This is a genomic window from Spinactinospora alkalitolerans (genome assembly GCF_013408795.1).
In the GTDB taxonomy this organism is placed as follows: domain Bacteria; phylum Actinomycetota; class Actinomycetes; order Streptosporangiales; family Streptosporangiaceae; genus Spinactinospora; species Spinactinospora alkalitolerans.
In genome coordinates this window covers 422456-447191 of record NZ_JACCCC010000001.1, presented here as the reverse complement: position 1 = coordinate 447191, position 24736 = coordinate 422456, and the positions used below count along the sequence as shown (strand labels likewise).

Genomic DNA, 24736 nt, shown 5'->3' with positions numbered 1-24736 from the left:
GAACGACGACCACAATCGTGTGCCGCGGAACCCGACCCGCGCACACCGGGAGACCTGACACGATGGCCGTTACCTTCCTCTCGTCGTCCAAGAGCCGCGAACGGACCCGACGGGTCCCCGAGCAGCGCGCCCGGAACGGTTCCGGGCGGCTGCGCGTCCTGATCGGCACCGACACCTATCCCCCCGACGTCAACGGCGCGGCCTACTTCACCGCCCGGCTCGCCCACGGTCTGGCGGGAAGGGACGCGGACGTGCACGTCCTGTGCCAGTCGCCCGACGGCCCGCCAGGCGTCGACCTGTGCGGCGGCGTGACGACCCACCGGCTGCGGTCGATGCCCTCGCTGGCCCACGAGACGCTCAGGCTGGCCGTCCCCGCCGGGACCGCCGGCCACGTCGACCGGCTGCTTGCGCGCCTCCGGCCCGACGTGATCCACATCCAGAACCACTTCGTCATCGGGCGGATGCTGCTGCGCGCGGCCCGCCGGCACGCCGTCCCGGTCGTGGCCACCAACCACTTCATGCCGGAGAACCTCTTCAACCACCTGCGCGTCCCCGCCGCACTGCACGCCAGGGTCGGCGCGCTGGCCTGGCGCGACTTCACCAGGGTGCTGGCCGAGGTGGAGCACGTCACCACGCCGACCCGGATCGCGGCCCAACTACTGCTGGACAAGGGCTTCGTCCGGCCGGTCGAGGCGGTCTCCTGCGGCATCGACCTCGACCGGTTCCGCCCCGCGCGGGAGGAGGGCGCCGACGCCGCGGTCCGCTCCCGGATCCGCGCCCGCTTCGGCCTGCCGGACCGGCCCACGGCCGTCTTCGTCGGCCGGCTGGACGAGGAGAAGCGGATCGAGGACCTGATCTCGGCGCTGCCGCAGGTCCTCGTCGCCGACGCCCAACTGGTCCTGGTCGGCACGGGCGCCCGGCGCGAGCGGCTGGAGCGGCTCGCGGCCGACGAGGGTGTGGCCGACCGCGTGCACTTCCTGGGCTTCGTGTCCGGCGACGAACTCCCGCTCGCCTACCGCGTGGCCGACGTGTTCGCGATCGCCGGCATCGCCGAGTTGCAGAGCATCGCCACGCTGGAGGCGATGGCGAGCGGACTGCCGGTGGTGGCCGCCGACGCCATGGCCCTGCCGCACCTGGTGCAGGAGGGGCGCAACGGCTACCTGTACCAGCCGGGCAACCCCGAGGAGCTGGCCAAGTACCTCACCGCGATCCTGGCCGCGCCGGAGGAGGCCGCGGCCATGGGCGAGGCGAGCCGCGCCATGGCGGCCCGGCACGACCACGAGGCCTCGCTGACCCGCTTCGAGCAGATCTACCGCGACGTGGCTAGAACCGGAAGGCGCGTTCGCTGATGGAGGATCCGGCGACGGGTCCCCTCCCGACGCCGGAGCGCGCCGGGGCGGCCTTGGGGCCGGAGGAGCGCGCCAGGGTGACCACCCCCAGGGCGCCGGCGAACGCCGCCAGCACCACCACGGCGGCCGCCGCCGGGTCCGCGGGCAGCGGTTCGGCGAAGACGGCGACCCCGATGGCCGCCGCCGCCAGCGGGTCGCTGATCAGCAGCGTCGCGTAGGCGAGCGCGAAGTGGTCGGTGCGGTAGGCGTTCTGCACCAGCAGCGCGCCGGACAGCCCCAGGGCCAGCGCGACGAGCGTCAACGGGCGCAGCAGGGCGGCCGGGTCCTGCAGCGCGGCCACGCCGATGATCCGGGCCAGCGCCGAGGTGACGCCGAAACCCACGCCTCCCGCGAGGGCGAGCGCGCAGGCGCGGGCCGCGTCCCCCACGCAGCGGGCGAGGGCGAGGCAGCCGAGCATGATGACCGCGCAGACCACGGGCATGCAGACGAGTGCGGACCGGCTCAGCGCCGGATCACCCGGATGGTCCGGCAGCACCGTCAGCAGCGCGGCCAGTCCGGCGGTGACCGCCAGGCAGCCGCCGATCTGGGCCCTGGTGAGGCGGCGTTTGCGCAGGAACGCGGCCAGCATCACGGCGAACAGCAGACCGCTGACTCCAATGGGCTGGACGACGGTCAGCGGCGCCTGGGACAGCGCCCACATGTGCGCGCCGACGCCGGAGAAGGTCAACGCGGTGCCGAGCAGCCACCGCGGGCTGCGCACGAGGTGGCCCAGCAGGCGCAACTGGTTGATGCCGATCGACGGAGCGGTCCGCGCGGTCCGCTCCTGCAGCGCCGCGCCGGTCGCGACGGCCAACGCCCCCGCGATGGCCACGACGATGGCCCACGTCATGTACCAGCCCCTTCGCCTGACGCTGTCCGGCTCACCCAACGGCGACGCCCACCACTGCGGGGCGCGGTCGCCCGGAGGACTCATCGGCGCCCGCCGGTCCCGCCGGCCTCGTGGCGCCGAACCCTGCTGCCGCCGCCCGGCCGTCGGGCCCCGCCGCGGTCGCGGCTCGCGTCGGGGCATGCTCCGATGGGAGCGGGATCGAAAACACGGCGACAGGGGCAGACGCAGACTACTGCCAGGTGCGGTATGCGCCACCCGTCGGGGCGCCGACCTGGAGCGATCCAGGCGCCCTCAATGCGGTGGGACCGCCGGGACGCGGCCTCCGGCGCGACGGTCAGATGTCATTGATCACATCGCGCATGCTCAGCAGCAGTTCGGTCAGGGCCGGACGCAGCCGGGGGTCGACCCCGGCGTAGAGCTGCCGCTGGCGCTCGCGGATCCGCTGCCAGAACTCCTCCAGGGCCCGCGCGCCGTCCGGGGTGACCGTTATGACGGTGGCGCGCTCGTCGAGTTCGGAGCGGTCCCGGCGCACCATGCCCCTGCGTTCGAGCTGCTGCAGCATCCGGGTCGCCGAGGGCGACGCGATGCCGAGCGCGGCCGCGACCGCGCCGACCGTCGGATGGTCGAGCTCGTCGGCCGTGCGCAGCAGCAGCGCCTGGGCGACCGTGAGACCGACCTCACCCGCGACCGCACCGCGTCCCCGCACGTGGGCGACGGCGTTCATCAGTTCATTCCAGGCCTGCAGGAACTCCGCGAACCCTGGGTCTTCCCGTTCCACTCAACAGCCTCTGACACTTGGCCGACACTTGCCCCGGCGACAATAGGTAGCATAGACATCAAATAGTTACCACATATAAGTTTGGCGTAAACGGGCGGCCCGGGCTCCCAGAACCCCGGGCCGCCCCGCGCGCACCGCCCCGGAGCTCCGCGAGCCGTCGACCGGCCTCCGACGGGAACGCGCGCGGGCCCGGGCGGGAACGCCGACAGCTCCAGGCGAAGGGGGACGGGCATTGTTGTCGCTGCTGACCGCGCACTTCGTGGCCGCAGCACTGGCTCCGCTCCTGGTTCGCTGGTGGGGGCGCAACGCCTTCCTGGCACTGGCGCTGGTCCCCGCCGGCGCGACGGCGTGGGCGCTGCTGCAGGCCCCCGCTGTCATCGCCGGCGCCCCCGTCACCGAGTCCATCGCCTGGGCACCGGAGTTCCGGCTCGACCTGGTGTACCGGATGGACGTGCTGGGCCTGGTCATGACGCTGATCGTGGCCGGCATCGGCACGCTGATCCTGGTCTACTGCGCCCGCTACTTCCACGACGACGAGCCCGGGCTCGGCCGCTTCGCCGGGGTGCTCGTCGGGTTCGCCGGGGCCATGCTGGGCCTGGTCCTGGCCGACGACCTGATCCAGCTCTACGTCCACTGGGAGCTGACCACGGTCTTCTCCTACCTGCTCATCGGCCATTACGTCGAGCGGCGCGAGAGCAGGCGCGCGGCCATGACCGCCCTGACGGTCACCACGCTGGGCGGACTGGCGATGCTGGTCGGCGTGGTCATGCTGGGCGAGGCCGCGGGCACCTACGTCATCTCCGAACTCCTGGCCGACCCGCCGAGCGGCCCGCTGGTCGCGCCCGCGCTGCTGCTGATCCTCGTCGGCGCGCTGTCGAAGTCGGCGCTGTTCCCGTTCAGCCTGTGGCTTCCCGCGGCGATGCAGGCACCCACCCCCGTCAGCGGCTACCTGCACGCCGCCGCGATGGTCAAGGCCGGCGTCTACCTCGTCGCCCGCCTCACCCCGGCGTTCGGCGACCTCGCGGTCTGGCAGTTCACGACGCTGGCGTTCGGGACCGCGACCATGGTGATGGCCGGCTGGAAGGCGCTGCGCCAGTACGACCTGAAGCTGCTGCTGGCCTACGGCACGGTGAGCCAACTGGGTTTCCTCGCCGCGCTGCTGGGGGCCGGCACCCGCGACGCGGCGCTGGCCGGCATCGCGATGCTGTGCGCGCACGCGCTGTTCAAAGCGCCGCTGTTCCTCGTGGTCGGGATCATCGACCACGGCACCGGAACCCGCGACCTGCGCGAGCTCTCGGGACTGCGGCGCTCGACGCCGACCGTCTTCTGGATCTCGGTCGCCGCGCTGGCCTCCATGGCCGGGCTGCCGCCGATGGCCGGGTTCGCCGCGAAGGAGTCGGCCTTCGGGGCGTTCGCCCACGGCGGCGGCGCGCACACGCTGGTCCTGGCCGGGCTCGTGCTGGGGTCGGTGTTCACGGTCGGCTACAGCCTGCGGTTCCTGTGGGGGGCGTTCTTCGACAAGCCCGATGTGGCCGACACCCCGATGCACGCGCCCGGCCCGCTGTTCGTCGCGCCCGCCGCGGTCCTGTCCGCGCTGGGCCTGCTCGGCGGGCCGCTGGCCTCCGCGGCCGATCCGGTGCTGGCCCGGTACGCCGACACCGTGGCCTTCGGCGGCGGCGCCGAGCCCGCCCACCTGGCGCTGTGGCACGGCTTCGGTCTCCCGCTGGGGCTGTCGGCACTGTGCGTGGCGGGTGGTCTGCTGCTGTTCCGGGCGCGCGGCGGGGTCGTGTGGCTGGGCACCCGGTGGGCCCTGTCCGACCCCAACCGGGTCTACCGCCGCGTCCTCGCCGGCCTCGACTCCTTCGCCCTGCAGATGACCGGCCGCACCCAGCGCGGTTCGCTGCCGGTCTACCTAGGCACGACGCTGGTGACGCTGGTCGCGGTGAGCGCCGTTCCGCTGCTGCTGGGGCGGCCGTGGGAGCTGGACGTACCGGAGGTCCGGCTGTGGGACTCCCCCGTCCAGATGCTCCCCGCCGCGATCACCGTCATCGCCGCCCTGTGGGCGCTGGTAGTGCGGCGGCGGCTGTTCGCGGTGGTCCTCGTCGGCGTCACCGGCTACGGCACCGCGACCCTGTTCATGCTGCAGGGCGCCCCCGACCTCGCACTCACCCAGTTCCTGATCGAGACGGTCAGCCTGGTCGTCTTCGTCCTGGTGCTGCGCCGGCTGCCGGTCCGCTTCTCCACCCCGGTGCTGCGCACGCGCCGCCTGGGCAACCTGCTGATCGGCGCGGCCACCGGGCTGCTGGTGGCCGCCATGGCCTACTTCGCGCTGGCCGCGCGGCGGGCCGAGTCGATCTCCTCGGGCTTCCCCGCCGCGACCGAGGAGGCCGGCGGCCACAACATCATCAGCACGATCCTGGTGGACCTGCGCGCCTGGGACACGATGGGCGAGATCTCGGTGCTCGCGGTGGCCGCCGCCGGCGTCGCCAGCCTGATGTTCGTGCAGCGCCGCTCCCGGACGCCGCGCAGCCGCGTGGCCGACCTGGTGGTGCCGCCGGGCGGAGCGGGACCGGCGTTCGTCCTGCCGAGCCCGTCGACCGCGCCGCAGACCTCCTGGCGGCCGGACGCGCTGGCGATCGCCCCGCGCCAGCTCAGCGTGCAGGTCAGGTGGAACCCCCTGTGGCTGCCCGGCGCGCAGGCCCTGGCCAAGGAGCGCCGCTCGATCATCTTCGAGGTCGTCGCACGGATGCTGTTCCCGCTGATCATCCTGCTGTCGGTGTATCTGCTGGTCACCGGGCACACCGCCGTGGGCGGCGGGTTCGCCGGCGGCATCGTGGCCGGCCTGGGGCTGATGGTGCGCTACCTGGCCGGCGGCCGCTACGAACTCTACGCCGCCCTGCGGATCCAGCCCGGCGCGCTGATCGGTCTCGGCCTGCTCACGGCCACCGGCACCGCGCTGGCCGGCGCCGTCTTCGGCACCGAGATCCTCCAGAGCGGCACCCTCGACCTGCACCTGCCGCTCGTCGGCGACCTGCACCTGGCGTCATCACTGCTCTTCGACTTCGGCGTCTACCTGCTGGTGATCGGACTGATCCTGGACATCCTGCGCAGCCTGGGGGCGCGAATCGACGAGCAGTTGGAGCAGGAGAGCGAACGGGCGACCGAGGCCGAGGAGGTGACCGCGTGAACGACACCCCGACGATCGTCCTCATCGTGGTGGTCGGCGTGCTGGTCGCAGTGGGCGTGGTGCTGCTGCTGGAGCGCAGCCTCACCCGCGTGCTGCTCGGCGTGGTCCTGATGGGCAACGGGATCAACCTGATGATCCTGTCCACCGGCGGCGCCGCGGGCGGGCCGCCGCTGCTCGGCCTGACCGACGAGGCGGAGATGAGCGACCCTCTGCCGCAGGCCATGATCCTGACCGCGATCGTCATCACCCTGGGGATCACCGCGTTCCTGCTGGCGATGGCGCACCGCAGCTGGCAGCTGCAGGGCCACGACGAGGTCCAGGACGACGCCGAGGACCGCCGGATCCTGCTCGGCGGCAGCCGCGCCGAACTGCGCGCGCAGATCAGGGAGCTGCGCGCCCGGCTACGCCGGGAGATCCGGGAGCAGCGCACGGACCTGCACCGCCGCATCGAGGAGGAGGACCGCAGGGAGGAGGCCGAACGCGCCGAGCTGCGCGCCCGGCTGGCCGAGGCCGACACCGAGCTGCGCGACTGGATCCGCGAGAACCGCGGCGACGACGGCGTCGGCGACGACGACATCGCCCGGCGGGTCCGCGACGTCCGGCGCGAGCGCGAAAAGCGGGTCGAGGAGCTGCGCGGACAGGTCGAGGCGTACCGCACGGAGCTGCGCGACCACGTCAGGGCCGACCGGGAGGCCGAGCGGGAGCAGCGCCGCGAACTGCGGCGGCGCATCAGGGCGGAGAAGCGGCAGTTGCGCGCGCGGATCCGCGCCGAACGCGAGCGCCTGGCCCGCGCCGAGGACAGCGACCTGCTGGGAGCCGACTAGATGAGCGACGTCCTGCACTATCTGGTGCCGCTTCCGGTCGTCCTGCCGCTGATCGCCGCGGGGGCCAAGCTCACGATCGGGATCCGGCTGAGCAGGCTGCAGCGCGGCATCAGCATCGCCACGCTGTCGGCCGTGCTGCTGATCGCCCTGGTGCTGCTGTTCGGCACCGACGCCCACGGCCCGCAGGTCGTGCACGTCGGCGGCTGGGCGGCTCCCATCGGCATCACCCTGGTGGCCGACCGGCTCTCGGCGCTCATGGTCGTGATCTCCTCGGCGGTCACCCTGGGCGTGCTGGTCTACTCGATCGGCCAGGGCATGGCCGACCGGGACGAGGTCGCGCCGCTGGCGGTCTACCACCCGACCTACCTGGTCCTGGTCGCGGGCGTGTCGAACACGTTCCTGGCCGGCGACCTGTTCAACCTCTACGTGGGCTTCGAGATTCTGCTGACCGCGAGCTACGTGCTGCTGACCCTGGGCGGCACGCAGGCCAGGCTCCGAGCGGGCGCGACCTACGTCGTGGTCTCGCTGCTGTCCTCACTGATCTTCCTGATCTCCATCGGCCTGATCTACGCCGCGGCCGGCACGGTCAACATGGCCCAGCTAGCGGTGCGGCTGCCCGGCGTCCCCGAGGAGGTTCGGACCGTCCTGCAGGTCATGCTGCTGACCGCGTTCGCCATCAAGGCCGCGGTGTTCCCGCTGTCGGCGTGGCTGCCGGACTCCTACCCCACCGCGCCCGCGCCGGTCACCGCGGTGTTCGCCGGCCTGCTGACCAAGGTCGGCGTCTACGCGATGATCCGCGCCCAGACGCTGCTGTTCCCCGGCGGCCGGGTCGACGACCTGCTGATGTGGGCTGCGTTGGTCACCATGGTGATCGGCGTCCTGGGTGCGGTCGCGCAGAACGACATCAAGCGCCTGCTGTCGTTCATCCTGGTCAGCCACATCGGGTACATGGTCTTCGGGATCGGCCTGGGCAGTCATCTGGGTCTGGCCGGCGCGATCTTCTACGTCGCCCACCACATCACCGTGCAGACGACGCTGTTCCTGGTCGCCGGGCTGATCGAGCGCCGGGGCGGCAGCACGTCGCTGAACGACCTGGGCGGCCTGGCGAAGCTGTCGCCGGTGCTGGCCGTGCTGTTCTTCGTCCCGGCGATGAACCTGGGCGGGATCCCGCCGATGTCGGGCTTCCTGGGCAAGCTCGGGCTGCTGCAGGCCGGCGTGCAGCAGGGCACCCCGCTGGCCTATGCGCTGGTCGCGGGTTCGGTGCTGACCAGCCTGCTGACGCTGTACGCGGTCGCGCGGGTGTGGAACCGCGCGTTCTGGCGCACGCCCGGCGAGGGTGCGGTCGCCGAGCCCGGCACCGTACTGGAGACCTCCGAGGACGAGTCGCCGACCTCGGCGTTCGGCCCGGGCCAGGCCATGGGGCCGTCGTCGCGGGTCCGCTCCTCCGATGCGCGCACCGTCACCGGACGGGCCGCGACGCTGGGCGGGCGCACGATCGCGACCTCGGCGACACTGCCCAAGAGCATGGTCGGGGCGACGACCGCGCTGGTCGTGATGGGACTGGCCTTCACGGTGCTCGCCGGGCCGCTGATCGGCTACAGCGACCGCGCCGCGGCCGAGCTGATCGCGCGGACGCCCTATGTCGAAGCGGTCTTCCCCGGAGATGTCCGATGACGCGGCCCACCGAACCCCCTCCGCTGAACCTGCGCCTGGGCCGCCGAAGGATCCAGGTGGCCCCGGTGCTGGGCATGATCGTGGCCTGGGTGCTGCTGTTCGGCGAGCTGTCGGTGGGCACGGTGCTGTCGGGATTGTGCGTCGGCGTGGTCGTCATGGTCGTGTTTCCGATGCCGCTGCTGGACACCGGGCTGCGGCTGCACCCGTGGCCGGCCGCCGTGTTCCTGGTGCGCTTCGGCTACGACCTGGTGACGGCCGCCATGCGAGTGGCCGCGCTGGCGTTCGCGTTCGGCCGCACGCCGCGCAGCTCCGTCATCGCGGTCCCGCTGCGCACCGAGTCCGATCTGCTGCTGACCGCCACGGCGATCGTGGTGTCGGTGATCCCGGGAAGCGTGATCGTGGAGGTCGGTTACGCCTCGTCCACGCTGTTCGTGCACGCGCTGGGCGCGCAGGACGCCGATGCGGCGCAGGCGGCGCGCGAGGACGTGCTGCGGCTGGAGGAGCGGATCACCCGGGCGTTCGGCACCCGCGCCGACATCCGGCTGCTGGAGGAATCGGCGCGGACGGGAGGTGCGGCGTGACCGCCGCCTGGATCGCCATCGCGGTGCTGCTCGGCGCCGCGGCGCTGCTGAGCATGGCGCGGCTGGTGATGGGGCCCTCGATCCTGGACCGGGCGCTGTCGCTGGATGTCATCCTGGCCTCGGCGATCGCCGGCATCGGCGCCTACGCCGCGTTCAACCGCGATCCGACGGTGCTGCCGATCATGCTGGTGCTGTCGCTGCTGGGGTTCGTCGGTTCGGTCAGCGTCTCCCGGTTCGTCGCCCGCTACCACATCGAACACCCGCCGTCGGGGGAGGAGGGCGAGGCGTCGTGACCGCCGTTCTGGATTGGATCGCCGTCTGCTGCATGCTCGTCGGGGCCGCGCTCTCCTTCGCCGCGGGCGTGGGACTGGTGCGCTTCCCTGATCTGCTGTCGCGCCTGCACACCTCCACCAAGCCGCAGATCCTCGGCCTGCTGCTGATCCTGGTCGGCCTCGGGCTGCGCCTGGCCCCGGAGCCGCGCGTCGGGATCCTGCTGCTCATCGCGCTCTTCCAGATCCTCACCGTGCCCGTGGCCGGCCACATCGCCGGCCGCGTGACCTACCGGACCGGCCGGGCCCGCGGCGACCTCATCGCGATCGACGAGCTCAGGGAGCGGCTCAACGAGGACGCCCCGGACTCCTCCCGGTCCTGACGCGGGCCCCCGCGAGGCGCGGACGCGGCCCCCGTCACCGGGGGATCCACCGATCGCCGAGTTCCGCCGGGCTCGGCGGTGAGCCCGGCAGCGCGCTCACGGCGGCGTCGGGGCGCAGGGCGTCGAGCTGCAGCGCGCGGTGGCGTCGACGCGGCTCCCGGGTGCGGTCGGCGTCGCCGACCCGGACGGCCGTCATCTGCTCAAGGAGCGTGGGCAGGTCGCTGGTGCGCAGGTCGCCCCCGCCAGACCCTGGACTGGGCCACCCCCGCCGAAGTCCTCAACGACCACCTCGTCGCAACCACCACTTGACACCAAGAACGTTTTCAGGGCCCATAAGGCCGAGCTCGGCGAGTAGGGGCGCGGCGGGACGGCATCCGCGCCGCCTGAGCCGCCCCCGGCCTCGCCGCTGCCCTTCCGCCGGACCGTCCGGATCCCGGTCCGCCATGCGCTACGAGGGCCGGACGGCCGGCAGCTCGAAGCCGATGACCGCGCCGCCCCCCTCGCGGTTGCGGGCGAAGACCCGGCCGCCGTGGGAGGCGGCGATGTCGTGCACCATCGACAGGCCCAGGCCGGAGCCCGGCAGGCTGCGGGCCGATGTGGCGCGGTAGAAGCGGTCGAAGACGTGCTCGAGTTCGGCGGGGTCGACGCCCGGCCCCCGGTCGCGCACCTCGACCCGGCCGGAGCGGACCGCGATCTCGATCGGCTGCGTGCCCTCGGCGTCGAACTTCGCCGCGTTCTCCACCGGGTTGGACAGCGCGCGCTCCAGGGCGTGCGGCCGACCGAAGACCACCGTGTCGTCGGCGTCGACGGTGATCTCCCTGCCGGTGCGCCGCCCCGTCCGCGCGGCCACCCGCTCGGCCAGCTCGCGCAGCTCCACCTCCTGCGGCTCCTCGTCCTCCCTGGTCTCGGTGGCCAGTTGCACCAGCTCGTCGACCAGGTCGGTCAGCTCCCGCGTCTCGCCCTGCAGGTCGTCGATGAGGCGCTGCTGGGCGTCGGGCGGGAGCCGGTCGAACCGCTTCATCACGCTGACGTTGGTGCGCAGGCTGGTCAGCGGGGTGCGCAGCTCGTGCGAGGCGTTCTGCACCAGGCGCCGCTGGTCCTCCTTGGAGTTCGCCAACCGGGCCAGCATCGCGTTGAACGCGTTGCCGAGCCTGCCGACCTCGTCCCTGCCCCCGCTGGCCCCGTCCGGTGCCACGAGGTCGATCCTGCCGGTGGAGCTGACGTACTCCGCCGCCTCGGTCAGCCGGACCAGCCGACCGGTGATCCTGCGTGCGACCAGCCAGCCCGCGAAGCCCGCACCGACCAGCACCACCCCGCCGACGACGGCCATCTGCACGGCGAGCGTGTCCAGCAGCCGCTCCATCGGGGACAGGCGCTGGGCGATCTGCACCGCACCCCTGCCCTCCCCCATCGACAGCGTGGCGATCCGGTAGCGCTCGCCGTTGGCGACGTCCTCGCGGACCTGGACCAGGCCGGCCGTGCCCTCCTTGGCCAACCGCCGGTCCGATTCGGTGACCGGCAGCGGCTCGACCTGGTTGCGCTCGTTGACGGGGAGCGCCCGGCTGCCGTTGGAGGCCAGCAACTGGAAGGTGAACGTCTCCGAGTGCAGCAGGTTGAGCTGGCCGCCCCCGCCCGGGGCCATGGCCGAGGCGCGCAGGTCGTCGGCCAGGCCGCTGACGGTGCTGTCGAACTCCTGCTGGGCGTCGGTGCGGATCAGGACGGCCGCGGCGTTGTAGGCCAGTGAGCCGACCAGCGCGATGACGACGGCGGCGACCAGCGCGAACGTGACCGCGAACCGCGTGCCGAGGCTGGTCCCGCCCAGTCGGCGGAGCAGGCCCGGCGACGGTGGCCTGGTATTCATCGGTCTCACTGCGGTCTGATGGTGTACCCCACGCCGCGGACGGTCTGGATCAGCGGCGGCGTGCCCGCCGGCTCCAGCTTGCGGCGCAGGTAACTGATGTAGACGGCCAGGTTCTTGGACTCCGGACCGAAATCGTAACCCCAGATCCGGTCGTAGATGGTGGTGTGGTCGAGCACGATGCCGGCGTTGCGGACCAGCAGTTCGAGCAGGTCGAACTCGGTCTTGGACAGCTCGGCCTCGGTCCCGGCCCGCCACACCCTCCGCGCACTCGGGTCCAGCCGCAGGTCGCCCACGTGGAGGGAGGGTTCGGCGCCCTCCTCCGGCAGCGGCGCGGACCTGCGCAGCAGCGCGCGCAGCCGGGCGAGGAGCTCGTCGAGTTCGAAGGGTTTGGGCAGGTAGTCGTCGGCCCCGGCGTCCAGGCCGGCCACGCGGTCCGGGGTCTCCACCCGCGCCGTGAGCATCAGGACGGGGGTGCGGTTGCCCTCGGCGCGCAGCACCCGGCAGACGCCGAGTCCGTCGACGCCGGGCATCATCACGTCCAGCACGAGCAGGTCCACCGGTTCCTGGTGCACGGCCGCGAGGGTCTGCACGCCGTCGGCTGCGGTGCGCACCTCGTAGCCCTCGAGCTGGAGGGCGCGCTCCAGGGATTCGCGGATCGCCCGGTCGTCATCGGCGACGAGCACTCGGCTGGATGAGCTCATGATGTTCATCGTGGCCCATCGTGGTTAGCTGCGGGTAAGAGGACACGTCAAAGGAGCGTGAGAACCGGTGGCGCGGCCGGTCGGCCCGGCGCCCGCCGAGTGCGCCCGGGCGGTAAAACCTTGGCCTACAGCGGAGGGTCGCACCGTTTCGCCGCATCCGGGCGGGTAGTCACGGGGCTAGCACGTTTCCGTCGGCACCGCCAGGAGAGACCATGCCCACGCGACCCAGCCACCTGCCGATGCGCCTGATCTCGGGCGCGTTCATCCTCAACTCCGGCCTCAGCAAGCGCAACCCCGACCCCGAGACGGCCGCCTACCTGCACAGCGAGGCGTCCAGGGCCTTCCCCATGCTCAAGGACATGGATCCCCAGGACTTCACCCGCATCCTCAGCAACGGGGAGCTGGCGGTGGGCACGGTGCTGCTGCTGCCCTTCGTTCCCAGCTCGGTGGCAGGCGCGGCCCTGACCGGCTTCTCCAGCGGGCTGCTGCGCCTGTACTTCACCAATCCCGACGCGCGGATGGACGACGGCATCCGCCCGACGCCGCAGGGCATCCCGATGGCCAAGGACAGTTGGCTGCTCGGCATCGGCCTGGGCCTGCTCCTCGACGGCCTCAAGCCCAAGCCCATGCGCCGCCGCAAGAGGCGCAAGGGGTGACACCCGGGGCTTTGCCCGCACCTCGGGACGTGTGCGAGTCTTTCGGTCGGTTCCCGAGCTCGAAGAGGTGCGATGACCATGCGAACGCGTGCAGGATCGGTCCTGCTCGTCAGCGGCGCGCTCGGCCTCGCCGTCTCCGGATGCGGCGGCGCGCCGTCGGCCCCGCCCGCGTCCTCTCCTCCAGCCCTGGCAGCGGAGGAGGAGCGGCCTCTTGACGCCCCCCACGACCGGCTTCCCGATGCCTGTGAGGGCGTCGACGCGGAGTCGCTGGCCCTGCTGCTGGTCGCCCCCGAGGAGGCCGACGTCGACGAGGGCGGGGAAGGCGGCTCGTCCGCGGCTGCGCGGAGCTCATGCTCCTGGGAGTGGATGAGCCCCGAACTCGGTCCGTCCATGCCCGCGGGCCCGTCCACCCGGTCCCTCGACGTCACGCTCGACCTCCTGGACCCCGGGACGACCACGGAAGCCGATGCCCATGGCGCCTTCGAGAACTCCTACGCGCACGTGGACGGCGCTGACCCGCTGTCCGGCATCGGGGACGAGGCGGTGTCGTGGTGGGACGGCGACAGCGGCTGGGCGCACGTGGTCGCAAGGGACGCGAACGTCATCGTCGAAGTCGGCCACGTGGCCCTCGACTGGGACGGGGAGGGCAGCGAGCCGGTGGCGGAGCCCGAGGCCAGGGAGAACGCGGAGAGCGCCGCCGAGGCGGTGCTGCGGTCACTCTGACCCGCGGTTCCCGCCGTGTTGACGACCCGTGCGCCCGGCGGGGACGGCCGCGCGGTGCGGGTCAGCCCTCGTCCGGCGTGAACTCCTTCGTCCGGCGCATGCCGGCCGCGCGGCCCTTGCCCGCTACGACCAGGGCCATCTTCCTCGACGCCTCGTCCAGCATCTCGTCGCCGAGCATCACGGCCCCCCTGCGCCGCACGGTGGTCGCGTGCTCGTATGCGTCCAGGATCAGCTCGGCGTGGTCGTAGTCGTCCTGGTCGGGCGCGTAGACCTCGTTGGCCGCGTCCACCTGGCCCGGGTGCAGCACCCACTTGCCGTCGAAGCCCAGCGCCGCGGTGCGCCCCGCCGAGCGGCGGAACGCGTCGACGTCGCGGATCTGCAGGTAGGGGCCGTCGATCGCCTGCAGGCCGTTGGCGCGCGCGGCCATCAGGATCCGCATCAGGACGTAGTGGTAGGCGTCGCCGGTGTCGTACCCGGGCGGCTGCTCCCCGACGACCAGCGTCTTCATGTTGATGGAGGCCATGAAGTCGGCCGGTCCGTAGACCAGGCTCTCCAGCCGGGGCGACGCCGCGGCGATCGCGTCGACGTTGACCAGTCCGCGGGCGTCCTCGATCTGGGCCTCGACGCCGATCCGGCCGACCTCCAGCCCGTTGGCCCGCTCGATCTGGGTGAGCAGCACGTCCAGCCAGCGCACCTGGTCGGCGCCGGTCACCTTGGGCAGCACCAGGCAGTCCAGCTCGGCCCCGGCGCCCTCGACGACGGCGATGACGTCGCGGTAGGTCCACTCGGTGGTGAGGTCGTTGACCCGGACGGTGCGGACCCTGCCGCCCCAGCCGCCCTCGTTCAGCGCCGCCACCACGTTGCCGCGCGCCCCGTCCTTCTCCAGCGGTGCGACGGCGTCCTCCAGGTCCAGGAAGAACGCGTCCACCTCCAGCCCGCGCGCCTTCTCGATGAACCGCGGGTTCGACCCCGGTACCGCAAGCACCGACCGGCGCGACCGAGACGCCACCGCACGCATGAACCACTCCCCTGACCGTCCATCGGATGGATGGGGACAGTCTCGCAAAGACCGCCTGTGGACGGCCGCCGCACCCCCGGGTGAGCCCGCATAAGCTGGCGCGTGGTCAACCACGGCCAGGAAAAGGACCACGCCATGACACCCACCGGCGACGGCGTCGCCTCCTACCCGACCAGCTCGCACTGGGGCGCCTACCAGGTGCTGGTGCGCGACGACACCGTCGTCGGGGTGCGTCCCGACCCCGGCGATCCCGCGCCCTCCCCGGTCATCGGCAACGCCCCCGGCGCCCAGCACCACGCCACCAGGATCGGGCGGCCCTCGGTGCGGCGGCGCTGGCTGGAGCACGGCCCCGGGCCCGACGAGCGGCGCGGCCACCCCGACGACGAGTACGTCGCCGTCGACTGGGACACCGCGCTGGACCTGCTCGCCGGCGAACTGGACCGCGTCCGCACCGCGCACGGCAACGCCGCGATCTACGGCGGCTCCTACGGCTGGGCCAGCGCCGGCCGCTTCCACCACGCCCAGAGCCAGCTCCACCGCTTCCTCAACACCATCGGCGGCTACACCCGCTCGCGCACCAGCTACAGCCACGCGGCCGTCGAGGTGCTGCTCCCGCACGTGGTGGGCGCCCCCGGCACCCACGACCTGCTGCACCGCCCCGCGACGTGGGAGGCGGTCGCCGAGCACACCGACCTCATCGTGACCTTCGGCGGCCTGCGCGTCTCCAACACCTGGACCTCCTCGGGCGGCCGTGCCGCCCACACCGCCGAACCGGGCATGCGCGACGCCGCCCGGCGGGGCGTGCGGATCGTCTCGGTCAGCCCGCTGCGCGACGACACCCTGGACGGCCTCGGCGCGGAGTGGCTGCCCGCCTCCCCGGGGACCGACACCGCGATCCTGCTCGCGCTGATCCACGTGCTCTTCGACGAAGGGCTCGCCGACAAGGACTTCCTGGCCCGCTACGCGGTGGGCGCCGAGCAGCTACGCGACCACGTCCTCGGCGGGACCGACGGCGTGCCCAAGACCCCGGAGTGGGCCGCGGGGATCAGCGAGGTCGACCCCGGGTTCCTGCGCGACCTGGCCCGGCGCATGGCGCGCGGGCGCACCCTGGTCAACGTCGGCTGGTCGGTGCAGCGGGCGCGCTACGGCGAGCAGCCGCTGTGGGCGGGCATCGCCCTGGCCGCATGCCTCGGCCAGATCGGGCTGCCCGGCGGCGGGTTCGCGGCCGGATACGGCTCCATGGGCAACTACGGCGGCGGCGCGACCCCGGGGGGCCTGCCCAGGCTGGCGCAGGGGGCCAACCCCGTCGACTCCTTCATCCCGGCCGCGCGGGTGGCGGACATGCTGCTGCACCCGGGCGAGCCGTTCGACTTCGACGGGCGGCGGCTGACCTACCCCGACGTCCGGCTGGTGTACTGGGCGGGCGGCAACCCCTTCCACCACCACCAGGACCTCGCCCGGCTCGGCAGGGCGTTCGGCCGCCCCGAGACGGTCGTCGTGCACGAGACGCACTGGACCGCGACCGCCAGGCACGCCGACATCGTGCTGCCGGCCACCACCTCGCTCGAACGCGACGACTTCGCCGCCAGCCAGGGCGACCTGCGGCTGCGTGTCATGCCGCGCGCGGTCGCGGCGCACGGGGAGGCCCGCGACGAGTACGACACCTACGCCGCGCTCGCCCGCCGGCTGGGCGCGGCGCAGGAGTTCACCGAGGACCGGACGTCGGCCGAATGGCTGCGGCACCTGTACGAGGAGTGGCGCGCCGGGCAGGAGGCCGACCTCCCGGCCTTCGACGCGTTCTGGGCGGCCGGCGGCGTCGACATCCCCGGCCGCGCCGAGGACGTCACGCTGTTCGGGGCGTTCCGGGAGGACCCGGAGGCGCACCCGCTGCGGACGCCGAGCGGCCGCGTCGAGCTGTACTCGGCCACGATCGCCGGTTTCGACTACGCCGACTGCCCCGGCCACCCCGCCTGGCTCGCTCCGGAGGAGCGGCTGGGATCGGCGCGCTCCGAGGAGTGGCCGCTGCTGCTGATCGCCAACCAGCCCAGCGGGCGGCTGCACAGCCAGCAGGACATGGGCGCCCACAGCAGGTCGCAGAAGATCGCCGACCGCGCCCCGATCCGGCTGCACCCCGAGGACGCCGCGGCTCGCGGGATCGGCGACGGCGACGTGGTCCGGGTGTTCAACGACCGGGGTAGCTGCCTGGCCGGCGTGCGGACCAGCTCGGACCTGCGCCGCGGCGTGGTCCAACTGTCCACCGGGGCGTGGTTCGACCCGTCTTCGGCCGAGGTCACCTGCGCGCACGGCAACCCCAACGCCCTCACCGCCGACGTGGGCACGTCGGCGCTGAGCCAGGGCTGCACCGGCCAGCTCGTCCTGGTCCAGGTCGAGCGGCACGACGGTCCCGTCCCGCCGATGCGGGCGTTCGACCCGCCGAAGATCGTCGAGCGCTACTGAACTTCTCGTTGGCTGTGTAGTGCGGTCGGTGGGGATCGGCTGCGGCCCGGTGGCAACGGTCTGCTGTGCGGCCTTGCTGGTCGGCCGGGCGGCGAGTGGCCTTGAGGGAAAAGCGGCGCCAAGACCGATGGCGGGCCCGGAAGTCGCGCACGGTGCCCGTGCTGCAGGTGACCCGCCTCCCACAACCCCTATGTCCCGCTTTCTCCAGATCAAGAGATAGGTTAGCCTTTACTAAGTTTCGGCGACGTCGACCCCGGAGGCAGCGGTGTACCCACGGTTTCGGCGTGTTCTCCCGGCGTGCCCGGGCGGCGCGCGATGACCCTGGAGCGTCCCTCCACCGTCGCCTTCGAGGACGGTGACGCCGACGACGCGACCGTCGCCGAGGCCGCGCTCAAGCGGCGCACCACGGCGCACGCCCGCGTCCACCTCCTGCGCGCGGGCGGCCTGCTGGCCGCCCTGGGCGTACTCGTCCTGTGCGTGCTGCTCAGCATCGCCGTCGGCGCGAAATCCATCCCGATCGGCACCGTGTGGAACGCGCTGTGGGGCTTCGACGCCTCCTACGACCACAGCGTCATCATCGACCTGCGGCTGCCCAGGACGGTCCTGGGGCTGTTCGTCGGCGCGTCGCTCGGTCTGGCCGGCGCGCTCATGCAGGCGCTCACCCGCAACCCGCTGGCCGACCCCGGTATCCTCGGCATCAACGCCGGTGCGTCGGCCGCGGTCGTGACCGCGATCTTCGCCTTCGGCCTGACCAGCGTGAACGCCTACGTCTGGTTCGCCTTCGCCGGTGCGGGAGCCGCCGCCGTGCTGGTGTACTTCCTGGGATCGCGCGGGCGCACCGGGGCGACGCCGGTCCGGCTCGCGCTCGCCGGCACCGCGGTCGCCGCGGTACTGCAGGGCCTGGTCTACGGCGTCTTCGTAGTGGACGACTTCGTGTTCGACCAGGTCCGGTTCTGGCAGGTCGGCTCACTGGTCGGCCGGGACCTCGACATCTTCCTCAAGATCGTGCCGTTCCTCGCGGCAGGCATCGCCGTCGCGCTGCTCCTCGGTCCGGCCCTGAACGCCATCGCGCTGGGCGAGGACCTCGCGGCCGCGCTCGGCGCGCACATCAACCGCACCCGCACCGCCACGGCCGTCGCCATCGTGCTGCTGTGCGGCGGCGCCACGGCGGCGGCAGGCCCCATCGCCTTCGTCGGCCTGACGGTCCCGCACGTCGCCCGCGCCGTCACCGGCCCGGACCAGCGCTGGGTGCTGCCCTACTCGGCGGTGCTCGCGGCGATCCTGCTGGTCGGGGCCGACACCCTGGGCCGGGTGGTGCTGCCCAACGGGGAACTGGAGGTCGGCATCGTCACCGCCCTGATCGGCGCACCGGTGTTCATCGCACTGGTCCGGCGCAAGAGGATGGCCCAGCTTTGACCGCGACGCTCCCCGAATCCGAGCGGCAGGAGGCGCGCCCGTCCCGCCCGGCCCGCACGGTGCGCCTCGGCGGCGACCGGATGTCCTTCCGGGTGCGGCCGAGGATGGCCGCGGTCTACGGTTCGCTGCTGCTGGCCACGGTGGCCGTCTTCACGACCAGCCTCATGGTCGGCGACTACCGGATCTCGCTGCCCGACGTGCTGCTGGCGCTGGGCGGACGGGGCGAGCGCCTCGACGTGTTCTTCGTCCAGGGGGTGCGGCTGCCCCGCGCGTGGACCGCGGTGCTGGTCGGCGCCGGGCTCGGCGCCGCCGGCGCGGTGTTTCAGAGCCTGTCGCGCAACCCGCTGGGCAGCCCCGACATCATCGGCTTCACCGGCGGCGCGGCCACCGGGGCGGTCCTGACCATCCTGGTTCTGGGCGGCGGCATGCTCGCCACCTCGTTCGGGGCGGTCATCGGCGGCGTGGCGACGGCCGTACTCGTCTACCTGCTGGCGCTGAAGAAGGGCGTGCAGGGCTACCGGCTGATCCTGGTCGGCATCGGCATCAACGCCATGCTGATGGCGGCGCGCGACTACCTGCTGACCCGCGCCGACCTCACCGAGGCGATGGCGGCACAGGTCTGGATGATCGGCAGCCTCAACGGCCGCGACTGGGGGCAGGTGATCGCGGTCGCCGTCGGCGTGGCCGTGCTGCTCCCGGTCGTCCTCGCGCTCGGGCCGCGGCTGCGCCTGATGGAGATGGGCGAGGACACCGCGCACGCCCTGGGCGTTCCGACCCAGGCCACCCAGGTGATCGCCCTGATCACGGCGAGCGCGCTCACCGGCGTGGCGATCGCCGTCGCCGGTCCGGTCGGCTTCATCGCGCTGGCCGCCCCCCAGCTCGCCCGCAGGCTGGCGCGCGCCGACGGCACGACGCTGTTCGGCGCGGCTCTCATGGGCGCGTTCCTGCTGGTCATCGCCGACCTTGCCGCGCAGCGGATACTCGCGCCGACCCAGCTTCCCGTCGGCGTGCTGACCGCGATCATCGGCGGCGGCTACCTCATCTGGCTGCTGCACCGGGAATGGCGGACCGGACGTGCCTGAGGCGCGCCCCCGCACGAAACGCATCGAGGAGACGAACATGTCCGAACCGGCCCGGCTGTGGGGGGAGAACCTGACGCTGGCCTACGATCAGCGCGTGATCTCCCGGGATCTGGGGATCACCATCCCGGACAACTCCTTCACCGTGATCGTCGGCCCCAACGCCTGCGGCAAGTCGACGCTGCTGCGCGCGCTGGCGCGGATGCTCAAACCCAGCGCCGGCGCCGTGCACCTGGACGGGGAGCTGATCGGCTCCTACCCCTCCAAGGAGGTCGCGCGCCGACTCGGCCTGCTGCCGCAGTCCTCCGTCGCGCCCGACGGCATCACCGTCGCCGACCTGGTGGCGCGCGGCCGCTACCCGCACCAGAAGTTCCTGAAGCAGTGGTCGCGGGCCGACGAGCGGATCATCACCGAGGCCATGGACGCCACCCGGGTCACCGAGCTGGCCACGCGGATGGTCGACGAGCTGTCCGGCGGCCAGCGCCAGCGCGTCTGGCTGGCGATGGTGCTGGCCCAGCAGACTCCGCTGCTGCTGCTGGACGAGCCCACCACCTACCTCGACATCGCCCACCAGATGGACGTGCTCGACCTGTGCGCCGAGCTGCACCACGAGCGCGACCACACGCTGGTCGCGGTGCTGCACGACCTCAACCACGCCTGCCGCTACGCCACCCACCTCATCGCGATGAAGGACGGCGCGGTCGTCGCCGAGGGCGATCCGGCCGAGATCATCACCGCCGAGCTGGTGGAGCAGGTTTTCGGGCTGCCCTGCCGGGTGATCCCCGATCCCGAGACGCACACCCCGCTGATCGTCCCGGCCGACCGCCGCGGCGCGGTCACCCGGCGCGCGAACGGCGACCGGAAGGCCGAGGCCGGGATCGGGATGCGTCGGAGCGCCTGACTGCGCACTACTCCCCGCCGGCGCGGATCTCGGCCGTGGCGGCCTTGAACGCAGCGGTGGCATGCGCGAACAGGTCGAACAGCAGCCCGATCTCATCGGAACCGTATCGGTCGGCCAGGGTCGCCATGTGCCGGCGCGACGGTTCGAACACCTCCGCCACCTCGTGGACCCGTTCGGGAACGGCCTCCACGACGCCCTTGCGCCGGTCGCCGGGATCGGTCGTGCGCCGCACGTAGCCGCCGTTCTCCAGCCGGTCGATCATCCGCGTTGTGGTCGCCGCGCCGAGCCGGGAGGGGACGCCACGGCCGTCTTCGCCGACGGCTCCACCGCGACGGGCGGCGCCGTCGTGGGCGCCGACGGCATCCGGTCGGCGCTGCGCGTCCGGCTGTGGGGCGAGGACACCGCCGAGCCCCGGGGCTACGCGAGCTGGCAGGCGCTGACCCCGGTCCCCATCGGCCTCGCGGCGGGAAACGTGTCGCTGACCATCGGTGGCGCGGAAGGCATGTGCGGGATCATGCCCGCCGGGGACGGCCTGGCGCAGTGGTGGTTCGACGTCTCCTGGTCACCGGAGTCACCGATGCCGGAGTCACCGGCCGCGATGCCGCGCGAACGCTTCGGCGCCTGGCGGGAGGCCGGCACCACGGCGCTCCTCAAGCACGCCGGCGACGCCGATCTCGAGATCTTCCCGCACTACCGGAACCGGGTACCGAAGGTCTGGGGCCGGGGACCGGTCACGCTGCTGGGCGACGCCGTGCACGCCTTTCCGTCCTCGCCGCGCAGGGCGCCAACCAGGCGTTGGAGGATGCGTGGGCGCTCACGGCCGCGCTCGGCGACGCGGCGTCCGCACCGGCCGACCCCGTCCCCGCCCTGCGCCGCTGCGAACGGGCCCGCTCCGGCCCCGCCTCGGCGGCCTCCTACGCCTCCGGCAAGCAGGTCGCGCAGCGGATCCGGCCCACGGCCGCCCCGGTCAGGTTCCTGCCGAAGGGGCCGCCGAACCGGCTGCTCCTGCGTTGCCTGAACAGGGTCGGCAACGTCCTGACCGATCGGCGGCCGTGACCGGTGACCGTGGCCGGCGGCCATGACCGGCGGCCGTGACCGGCGGCCGACGGCGGGATCGGTCGGCCGGATCGGTGACGGGGCCGCGAGGACCGGCACCGGTCACAGCGCCCGAAGGAAACCCCCGTCGCAGCGCACCTGACTGCCGGTGACGTAGGAGGCCGGTGCGCTCGCGAGGAAGGTGACCACGGCGGCGAACTCCTCCGGCGCGCCCAGCCGCCCCATGGGGATCCGCGCGATGGAGTCGGCCCGCACCTCCTCGGGGGTGCTGCCGGTCCGCTCCGCGGTGGAGCGGTCCAGGGAGGCGACGCGTTCGGTGTCGATCCGGCCGGGCAGCGCCATGTTGACGGTGATTCCCTCGGCCGCGACCTCGGCGGCGAGCGTCTTCAGGTAGCTCGCCAGCGCAGCCCGGCCGGCGTTGGAACCCACCATGTTCGGCGCCGGCTGCTGCACGAACGACGACCCCACGGCCACGATCCGGCCCCAGCCGTGCTCGCGCATGCCGGGCAGGACCGCGGTGACGAGGCGCTGGTGGGTGAGCAACTGGGTCTCGACGGCGCGCAGCAGGTCCGCGTCGGTCGCCTCCAGCGCGCTCTGCGGCGGCGGGCCGCCGCCGTTGAGCACGCACACGTCCACCTGCCCGAATCGGTCGACCGCCGCGTCGGTCAGCCGGGCCGCGGCCTGCGGGTCGGTGATGTCCAGCTCCACGGCCAGCGCGGACGGCAGCTCGGCCGCGCGCTCACGCAACAGGTCGCCGCGGCGTGCGGCCATGACGACGTTGGCGCCTTCTGCGGCGAGAGAGCGCGCGATGGCCAGTCCCAGTCCGCTGCTCGCCCCCGGTACGACCGCGGTGCGGCCGGCGAGTCCGGTGTCCATGAGTGCCCCTTCACATCCGTTACCGACCGCCCTCGACCGGACGGCCACCCGCCATTGTCGCGGACACCGAGTCCACTGTCCCCTCGCCGGACCCTCCGCCCGAACGGCGAAGACTGCCCCGATGCTGATTGTCCACAGGTTGGTGGGTGGGGGTTGGCTCTGGGTCTTGACAGGGTGAGGGTGGGTTTTACGCGGTTCTGCTGAGTTGGGTGGTCTGCCCCCGGATGGGGCGGGGCTTCGCCCGGTGAATGGTGATGGCACGGCGAAGCTTCGGCTTGGTTGCCGGATGGCCAGCAGGGTTGGAGCCGAGGTGCAGACGGGCAGCGAGGGCCGGGAGTGGGCTCGGGGTGCTTGTCGGGCGGCGGGATGGTCTGCGGTCGGGGTGCAGACCGGCGGCGACGGCGGGAGGCGGCTGGGTCTGCTGGTCGGGCAGTGGGATGGGCTGGGGCTGAGGCTCAGACGGGCGGCGACGGCGGAAGGCGGCCGAGCTTGCTTGTTCGGTGACAGGACGGTTTGCGGTCGGGGTTCAGACCGGCGGCAAGGACGGGAGTCGGCTGGGTCTGCTGGTCGGGTGGCCGGTGGTTTGGGGTCGGGGTTTCAGGCGGGCGGCGAGGGCGGAGTGGGTTGGGTCTGCTGGTCGGGTGACGGGGTGGTCTGCGGCCGGGGTGCAGGCGGGCGGCGAGGGCCGGGTGGGGGTTCGGGGTGGTGTGTCGGGTGTTGGGTCTGTCGGGGGTGGCGGTTCTTCCCGCTTGTCTCGGCGGTCCGGAAGGGGCGGGGGCGTGCGAGGGCGGCGCTCAGTAGCGCCTTGTGCGGGGTGATGCGCGCGTAGACGCACCCCGTGGGGTGGATATGCACGCTTTTGTCTGTTTCCCGGGGAGGGAGGCAAGGCCGCGATCCGCTTCGCGTAAGGAGACTTCCGGGATGCGGGACAAAATCACCGGACCGGTCGAGTGCGCGCGGCGCAATGCCGGTTTTGCCGCTTTTGGGTGGTCGGATCGGGCAACGACACCGCTCTGGTGACGCTTGGCGGCGCTCACGGCAGCAGTCTCGTTGCGCGCGGGCCGGTCCCGGCGGGCCCGCCCGCCACGCCCGGGTCTCTGACCAGGCGCGCAGCCCCGGCGGCGCCCCTCCACCTCCCCCGATTGGTCCAGACCAAACTCCTGGAGCGGCACCCGTGACCCCCCGCCCGAACCGGCCCCCGAACCGGCCCCAGACCCGCCGGCCACCCGACACACCACCCCGAACCCCGCTCCGGCCCTCGCCGCCCGCCTGAAACCCCGACCCCAAACCACCCCGCCACCCGACCAGCAGGCCCAGCCCGTCCCGCCCTCGCCGCCCGCCTGCACCCCGACCGCAGACCATCCCGTCACCGAACAAGCAAGCTCGGCCGCCTCCCGCCGTCGCTGCCCGTCTGAACCCCGGCCGCAGACCATCCCGCCACCCGGCAACCAGGCCGGAGCCGCGCCGCCCGGCAGAGCCTTCGTCCGTATCGGTTCACCGGGCGAAGCCCCGCCCCATCCGGGGGCAGACCACCCAACTCAGCAGAACCGCGTAAACCCCACCCTCACCCTGTCAAGACCCAGAACCAACCCCCACCCACCAACCTGTGGACAAGCCCCCCGCTGTCGCCGCCGTCAGGGCTCCGGCCGCAGACCATCCCGCCGCCCGCCGCTATCGCCCCGCCGACGCCCCCACCGCCGGAGACGAAGCCCTAGACACCCGCGTCACCATCACCGAAGAACCCCCACCACCCGACGTCGCCCTCAACCTGGACATCGACCCAGACACCCCCGGTCACCGCCTACCGGGCCACCCTGCGCGACGAACACGGCCCCGTCGCCCTGCGCACCACCTACCGCCCGACCGGCCCCGAACACGACCCCATCCCAGCGCCAAGCCACCGCCGTCACCACCCACACCAGCGCCCGCCGCCCCACCGAAACCGAGGCACGCGCCCTAGAGACCACCCGCGCAGCCATCGTCCTCACCCACGACGCAACCGGTCCCATTGACCACACCCGCAGCGTCTACCGCGCCGACGTCGTACGACTTTCCGAC

Annotated in this window: 23 protein-coding genes; 14 read left to right on the top strand and 9 right to left on the bottom strand. The window is 72.8% G+C overall.

Annotation, left to right across the window (positions count from 1 at the left end; genetic code table 11):
• The first annotated feature begins 62 nt into the window (after window positions 1-62).
• A complete protein-coding gene (locus HDA32_RS02175) occupies window positions 63-1349 on the top strand; it encodes a glycosyltransferase (protein WP_179641568.1) in 1287 nt (428 codons plus the stop codon).
• Here HDA32_RS02175 and HDA32_RS02170 read toward each other — a convergent pair.
• Window positions 1324-2238 carry a DMT family transporter gene (locus tag HDA32_RS02170; protein ID WP_179641567.1) on the bottom strand — a complete coding sequence of 305 codons (915 nt, stop codon included), beginning with the start codon at window positions 2236-2238 and terminating at the stop codon, window positions 1324-1326. The genes HDA32_RS02175 and HDA32_RS02170 overlap by 26 nt on opposite strands.
• A 334-nt stretch (window positions 2239-2572) precedes the next feature.
• Window positions 2573-3016 (bottom strand): MarR family winged helix-turn-helix transcriptional regulator, encoded by a 444-nt coding sequence (locus tag HDA32_RS02165; protein ID WP_312863005.1) that lies wholly within the window; start codon window positions 3014-3016, stop codon window positions 2573-2575.
• 241 nt (window positions 3017-3257) lie between these two features.
• Between HDA32_RS02165 and HDA32_RS02160 the strand changes: the two genes are divergently transcribed.
• From HDA32_RS02160 to mnhG, 6 genes are read left to right on the top strand one after another with little or no spacing between them, the layout of a single operon-like run.
• Entirely contained in the window at window positions 3258-6203 is a 2946-nt protein-coding gene (locus HDA32_RS02160) for a Na+/H+ antiporter subunit A (RefSeq protein WP_179646412.1), read from the top strand.
• The gene (locus tag HDA32_RS02155) at window positions 6200-7027 is read left to right on the top strand and encodes a Na(+)/H(+) antiporter subunit C (RefSeq protein WP_179641566.1); all 828 of its coding nucleotides are present in this window, start codon (window positions 6200-6202) and stop codon (window positions 7025-7027) included. The genes HDA32_RS02160 and HDA32_RS02155 overlap by 4 nt, the downstream gene beginning before the upstream one ends.
• Window positions 7028-8701, top strand: a complete 1674-nt coding sequence (locus tag HDA32_RS02150; protein ID WP_179641565.1) for a Na+/H+ antiporter subunit D — start codon at window positions 7028-7030, stop codon at window positions 8699-8701.
• Window positions 8698-9282, top strand: a complete 585-nt coding sequence (locus HDA32_RS02145; protein ID WP_179641564.1) for a Na+/H+ antiporter subunit E — start codon at window positions 8698-8700, stop codon at window positions 9280-9282. The genes HDA32_RS02150 and HDA32_RS02145 overlap by 4 nt, the downstream gene beginning before the upstream one ends.
• On the top strand, window positions 9279-9575 hold the full coding sequence (locus HDA32_RS02140; RefSeq protein WP_179641563.1) for a monovalent cation/H+ antiporter complex subunit F: 297 nt from the start codon (window positions 9279-9281) through the stop codon (window positions 9573-9575). Before HDA32_RS02145 ends, HDA32_RS02140 begins: the two co-directional genes overlap by 4 nt.
• 32 nt (window positions 9576-9607) lie before the next feature.
• Complete coding sequence (gene mnhG, locus HDA32_RS02135; RefSeq protein ID WP_179646411.1) at window positions 9608-9934, top strand: monovalent cation/H(+) antiporter subunit G; 327 nt, start codon at window positions 9608-9610, stop codon at window positions 9932-9934.
• Between the two features lie 34 nt (window positions 9935-9968).
• Here the strand turns inward: mnhG and HDA32_RS02130 are convergent, their stop codons facing one another.
• The 3 genes from HDA32_RS02130 to HDA32_RS02120 all read right to left on the bottom strand — a co-directional run bounded on the left by HDA32_RS02130 (window position 9969) and on the right by HDA32_RS02120 (window position 12496).
• On the bottom strand, window positions 9969-10130 hold the full coding sequence (locus HDA32_RS02130; RefSeq protein WP_179641562.1) for a hypothetical protein: 162 nt from the start codon (window positions 10128-10130) through the stop codon (window positions 9969-9971).
• 252 nt (window positions 10131-10382) lie between these two features.
• Window positions 10383-11795, bottom strand: coding sequence for a sensor histidine kinase (locus tag HDA32_RS02125; protein WP_179641561.1), 1413 nt, complete (start codon window positions 11793-11795; stop codon window positions 10383-10385).
• A 5-nt stretch (window positions 11796-11800) separates the two neighbouring features.
• Window positions 11801-12496 carry a response regulator transcription factor gene (locus tag HDA32_RS02120; RefSeq protein ID WP_179641560.1) on the bottom strand — a complete coding sequence of 232 codons (696 nt, stop codon included), beginning with the start codon at window positions 12494-12496 and terminating at the stop codon, window positions 11801-11803.
• Window positions 12497-12708: 212 nt separating this feature from the next.
• On the opposite strand from HDA32_RS02120, the gene HDA32_RS02115 reads away from it, so the two are divergent.
• Both HDA32_RS02115 and HDA32_RS02110 read left to right on the top strand, forming a co-directional pair.
• Window positions 12709-13152 (top strand): hypothetical protein, encoded by a 444-nt coding sequence (locus HDA32_RS02115; RefSeq protein ID WP_179641559.1) that lies wholly within the window; start codon window positions 12709-12711, stop codon window positions 13150-13152.
• Window positions 13153-13230: 78 nt separating this feature from the next.
• Window positions 13231-13875 (top strand): hypothetical protein, encoded by a 645-nt coding sequence (locus HDA32_RS02110; RefSeq protein ID WP_179641558.1) that lies wholly within the window; start codon window positions 13231-13233, stop codon window positions 13873-13875.
• 61 nt (window positions 13876-13936) lie between these two features.
• On the opposite strand, the gene HDA32_RS02105 is transcribed toward HDA32_RS02110, so the two are convergent.
• Window positions 13937-14893, bottom strand: coding sequence for an HpcH/HpaI aldolase/citrate lyase family protein (locus HDA32_RS02105; protein ID WP_179641557.1), 957 nt, complete (start codon window positions 14891-14893; stop codon window positions 13937-13939).
• Window positions 14894-15028: 135 nt separating this feature from the next.
• On the opposite strand from HDA32_RS02105, the gene HDA32_RS02100 reads away from it, so the two are divergent.
• From HDA32_RS02100 to HDA32_RS02085, 4 genes are all read left to right on the top strand, one after another.
• The gene (locus tag HDA32_RS02100; RefSeq protein WP_179641556.1) at window positions 15029-17350 is read left to right on the top strand and encodes a molybdopterin-dependent oxidoreductase; all 2322 of its coding nucleotides are present in this window, start codon (window positions 15029-15031) and stop codon (window positions 17348-17350) included.
• A gap of 315 nt (window positions 17351-17665) precedes the next feature.
• On the top strand, window positions 17666-18766 hold the full coding sequence (locus HDA32_RS02095) for a FecCD family ABC transporter permease (protein ID WP_179646410.1): 1101 nt from the start codon (window positions 17666-17668) through the stop codon (window positions 18764-18766).
• Window positions 18763-19848, top strand: coding sequence for a FecCD family ABC transporter permease (locus HDA32_RS02090; protein ID WP_246334204.1), 1086 nt, complete (start codon window positions 18763-18765; stop codon window positions 19846-19848). Before HDA32_RS02095 ends, HDA32_RS02090 begins: the two co-directional genes overlap by 4 nt.
• Window positions 19849-19885: 37 nt before the next feature.
• Window positions 19886-20746: an ABC transporter ATP-binding protein gene (locus HDA32_RS02085; RefSeq protein ID WP_179641555.1), complete on the top strand. Its 861-nt coding sequence runs from the start codon at window positions 19886-19888 to the stop codon at window positions 20744-20746.
• 7 nt (window positions 20747-20753) lie between these two features.
• Here the strand turns inward: HDA32_RS02085 and HDA32_RS31270 are convergent, their stop codons facing one another.
• Window positions 20754-21179: a MarR family winged helix-turn-helix transcriptional regulator gene (locus tag HDA32_RS31270; protein WP_281370428.1), complete on the bottom strand. Its 426-nt coding sequence runs from the start codon at window positions 21177-21179 to the stop codon at window positions 20754-20756.
• Complete coding sequence (locus tag HDA32_RS02075) at window positions 21164-21385, bottom strand: hypothetical protein (RefSeq protein WP_179641553.1); 222 nt, start codon at window positions 21383-21385, stop codon at window positions 21164-21166. Before HDA32_RS02075 ends, HDA32_RS31270 begins: the two co-directional genes overlap by 16 nt.
• Window positions 21386-21541: 156 nt before the next feature.
• On the opposite strand from HDA32_RS02075, the gene HDA32_RS02070 reads away from it, so the two are divergent.
• Window positions 21542-21802 carry a hypothetical protein gene (locus tag HDA32_RS02070; protein ID WP_179641552.1) on the top strand — a complete coding sequence of 87 codons (261 nt, stop codon included), beginning with the start codon at window positions 21542-21544 and terminating at the stop codon, window positions 21800-21802.
• 102 nt (window positions 21803-21904) lie between these two features.
• Here HDA32_RS02070 and HDA32_RS02065 read toward each other — a convergent pair whose 3' ends face one another.
• Window positions 21905-22678, bottom strand: coding sequence for an SDR family oxidoreductase (locus HDA32_RS02065; RefSeq protein ID WP_179641551.1), 774 nt, complete (start codon window positions 22676-22678; stop codon window positions 21905-21907).
• Window positions 22679-24736 lie beyond the last annotated feature (2058 nt).

Excerpts from the sequence above, each read along its gene's own strand:
- HDA32_RS02085 (WP_179641555.1), top strand. The coding sequence starts at position 19,886 with ATGTCCGAACCGGCCCGGCTGTGGGGGGAGAACCTGACGCTGGCCTAC.
- HDA32_RS02150 (WP_179641565.1), top strand. The coding sequence starts at position 7,028 with ATGAGCGACGTCCTGCACTATCTGGTGCCGCTTCCGGTCGTCCTGCCG.
- HDA32_RS02095 (WP_179646410.1), top strand. The coding sequence starts at position 17,666 with ATGACCCTGGAGCGTCCCTCCACCGTCGCCTTCGAGGACGGTGACGCC.
- mnhG (WP_179646411.1), top strand. The coding sequence starts at position 9,608 with ATGCTCGTCGGGGCCGCGCTCTCCTTCGCCGCGGGCGTGGGACTGGTG.
- HDA32_RS02175 (WP_179641568.1), top strand. The coding sequence starts at position 63 with ATGGCCGTTACCTTCCTCTCGTCGTCCAAGAGCCGCGAACGGACCCGA.
- HDA32_RS02130 (WP_179641562.1), bottom strand. The coding sequence starts at position 10,130 with ATGACGGCCGTCCGGGTCGGCGACGCCGACCGCACCCGGGAGCCGCGT.
- HDA32_RS02145 (WP_179641564.1), top strand. The coding sequence starts at position 8,698 with ATGACGCGGCCCACCGAACCCCCTCCGCTGAACCTGCGCCTGGGCCGC.
- HDA32_RS02105 (WP_179641557.1), bottom strand. The coding sequence starts at position 14,893 with ATGCGTGCGGTGGCGTCTCGGTCGCGCCGGTCGGTGCTTGCGGTACCG.
- HDA32_RS02170 (WP_179641567.1), bottom strand. The coding sequence starts at position 2,238 with ATGACGTGGGCCATCGTCGTGGCCATCGCGGGGGCGTTGGCCGTCGCG.
- HDA32_RS02125 (WP_179641561.1), bottom strand. The coding sequence starts at position 11,795 with ATGAATACCAGGCCACCGTCGCCGGGCCTGCTCCGCCGACTGGGCGGG.
- HDA32_RS02065 (WP_179641551.1), bottom strand. The coding sequence starts at position 22,678 with ATGGACACCGGACTCGCCGGCCGCACCGCGGTCGTACCGGGGGCGAGC.
- HDA32_RS02120 (WP_179641560.1), bottom strand. The coding sequence starts at position 12,496 with ATGAGCTCATCCAGCCGAGTGCTCGTCGCCGATGACGACCGGGCGATC.
- HDA32_RS02100 (WP_179641556.1), top strand. The coding sequence starts at position 15,029 with ATGACACCCACCGGCGACGGCGTCGCCTCCTACCCGACCAGCTCGCAC.
- HDA32_RS02110 (WP_179641558.1), top strand. The coding sequence starts at position 13,231 with ATGCGAACGCGTGCAGGATCGGTCCTGCTCGTCAGCGGCGCGCTCGGC.
- HDA32_RS02115 (WP_179641559.1), top strand. The coding sequence starts at position 12,709 with ATGCCCACGCGACCCAGCCACCTGCCGATGCGCCTGATCTCGGGCGCG.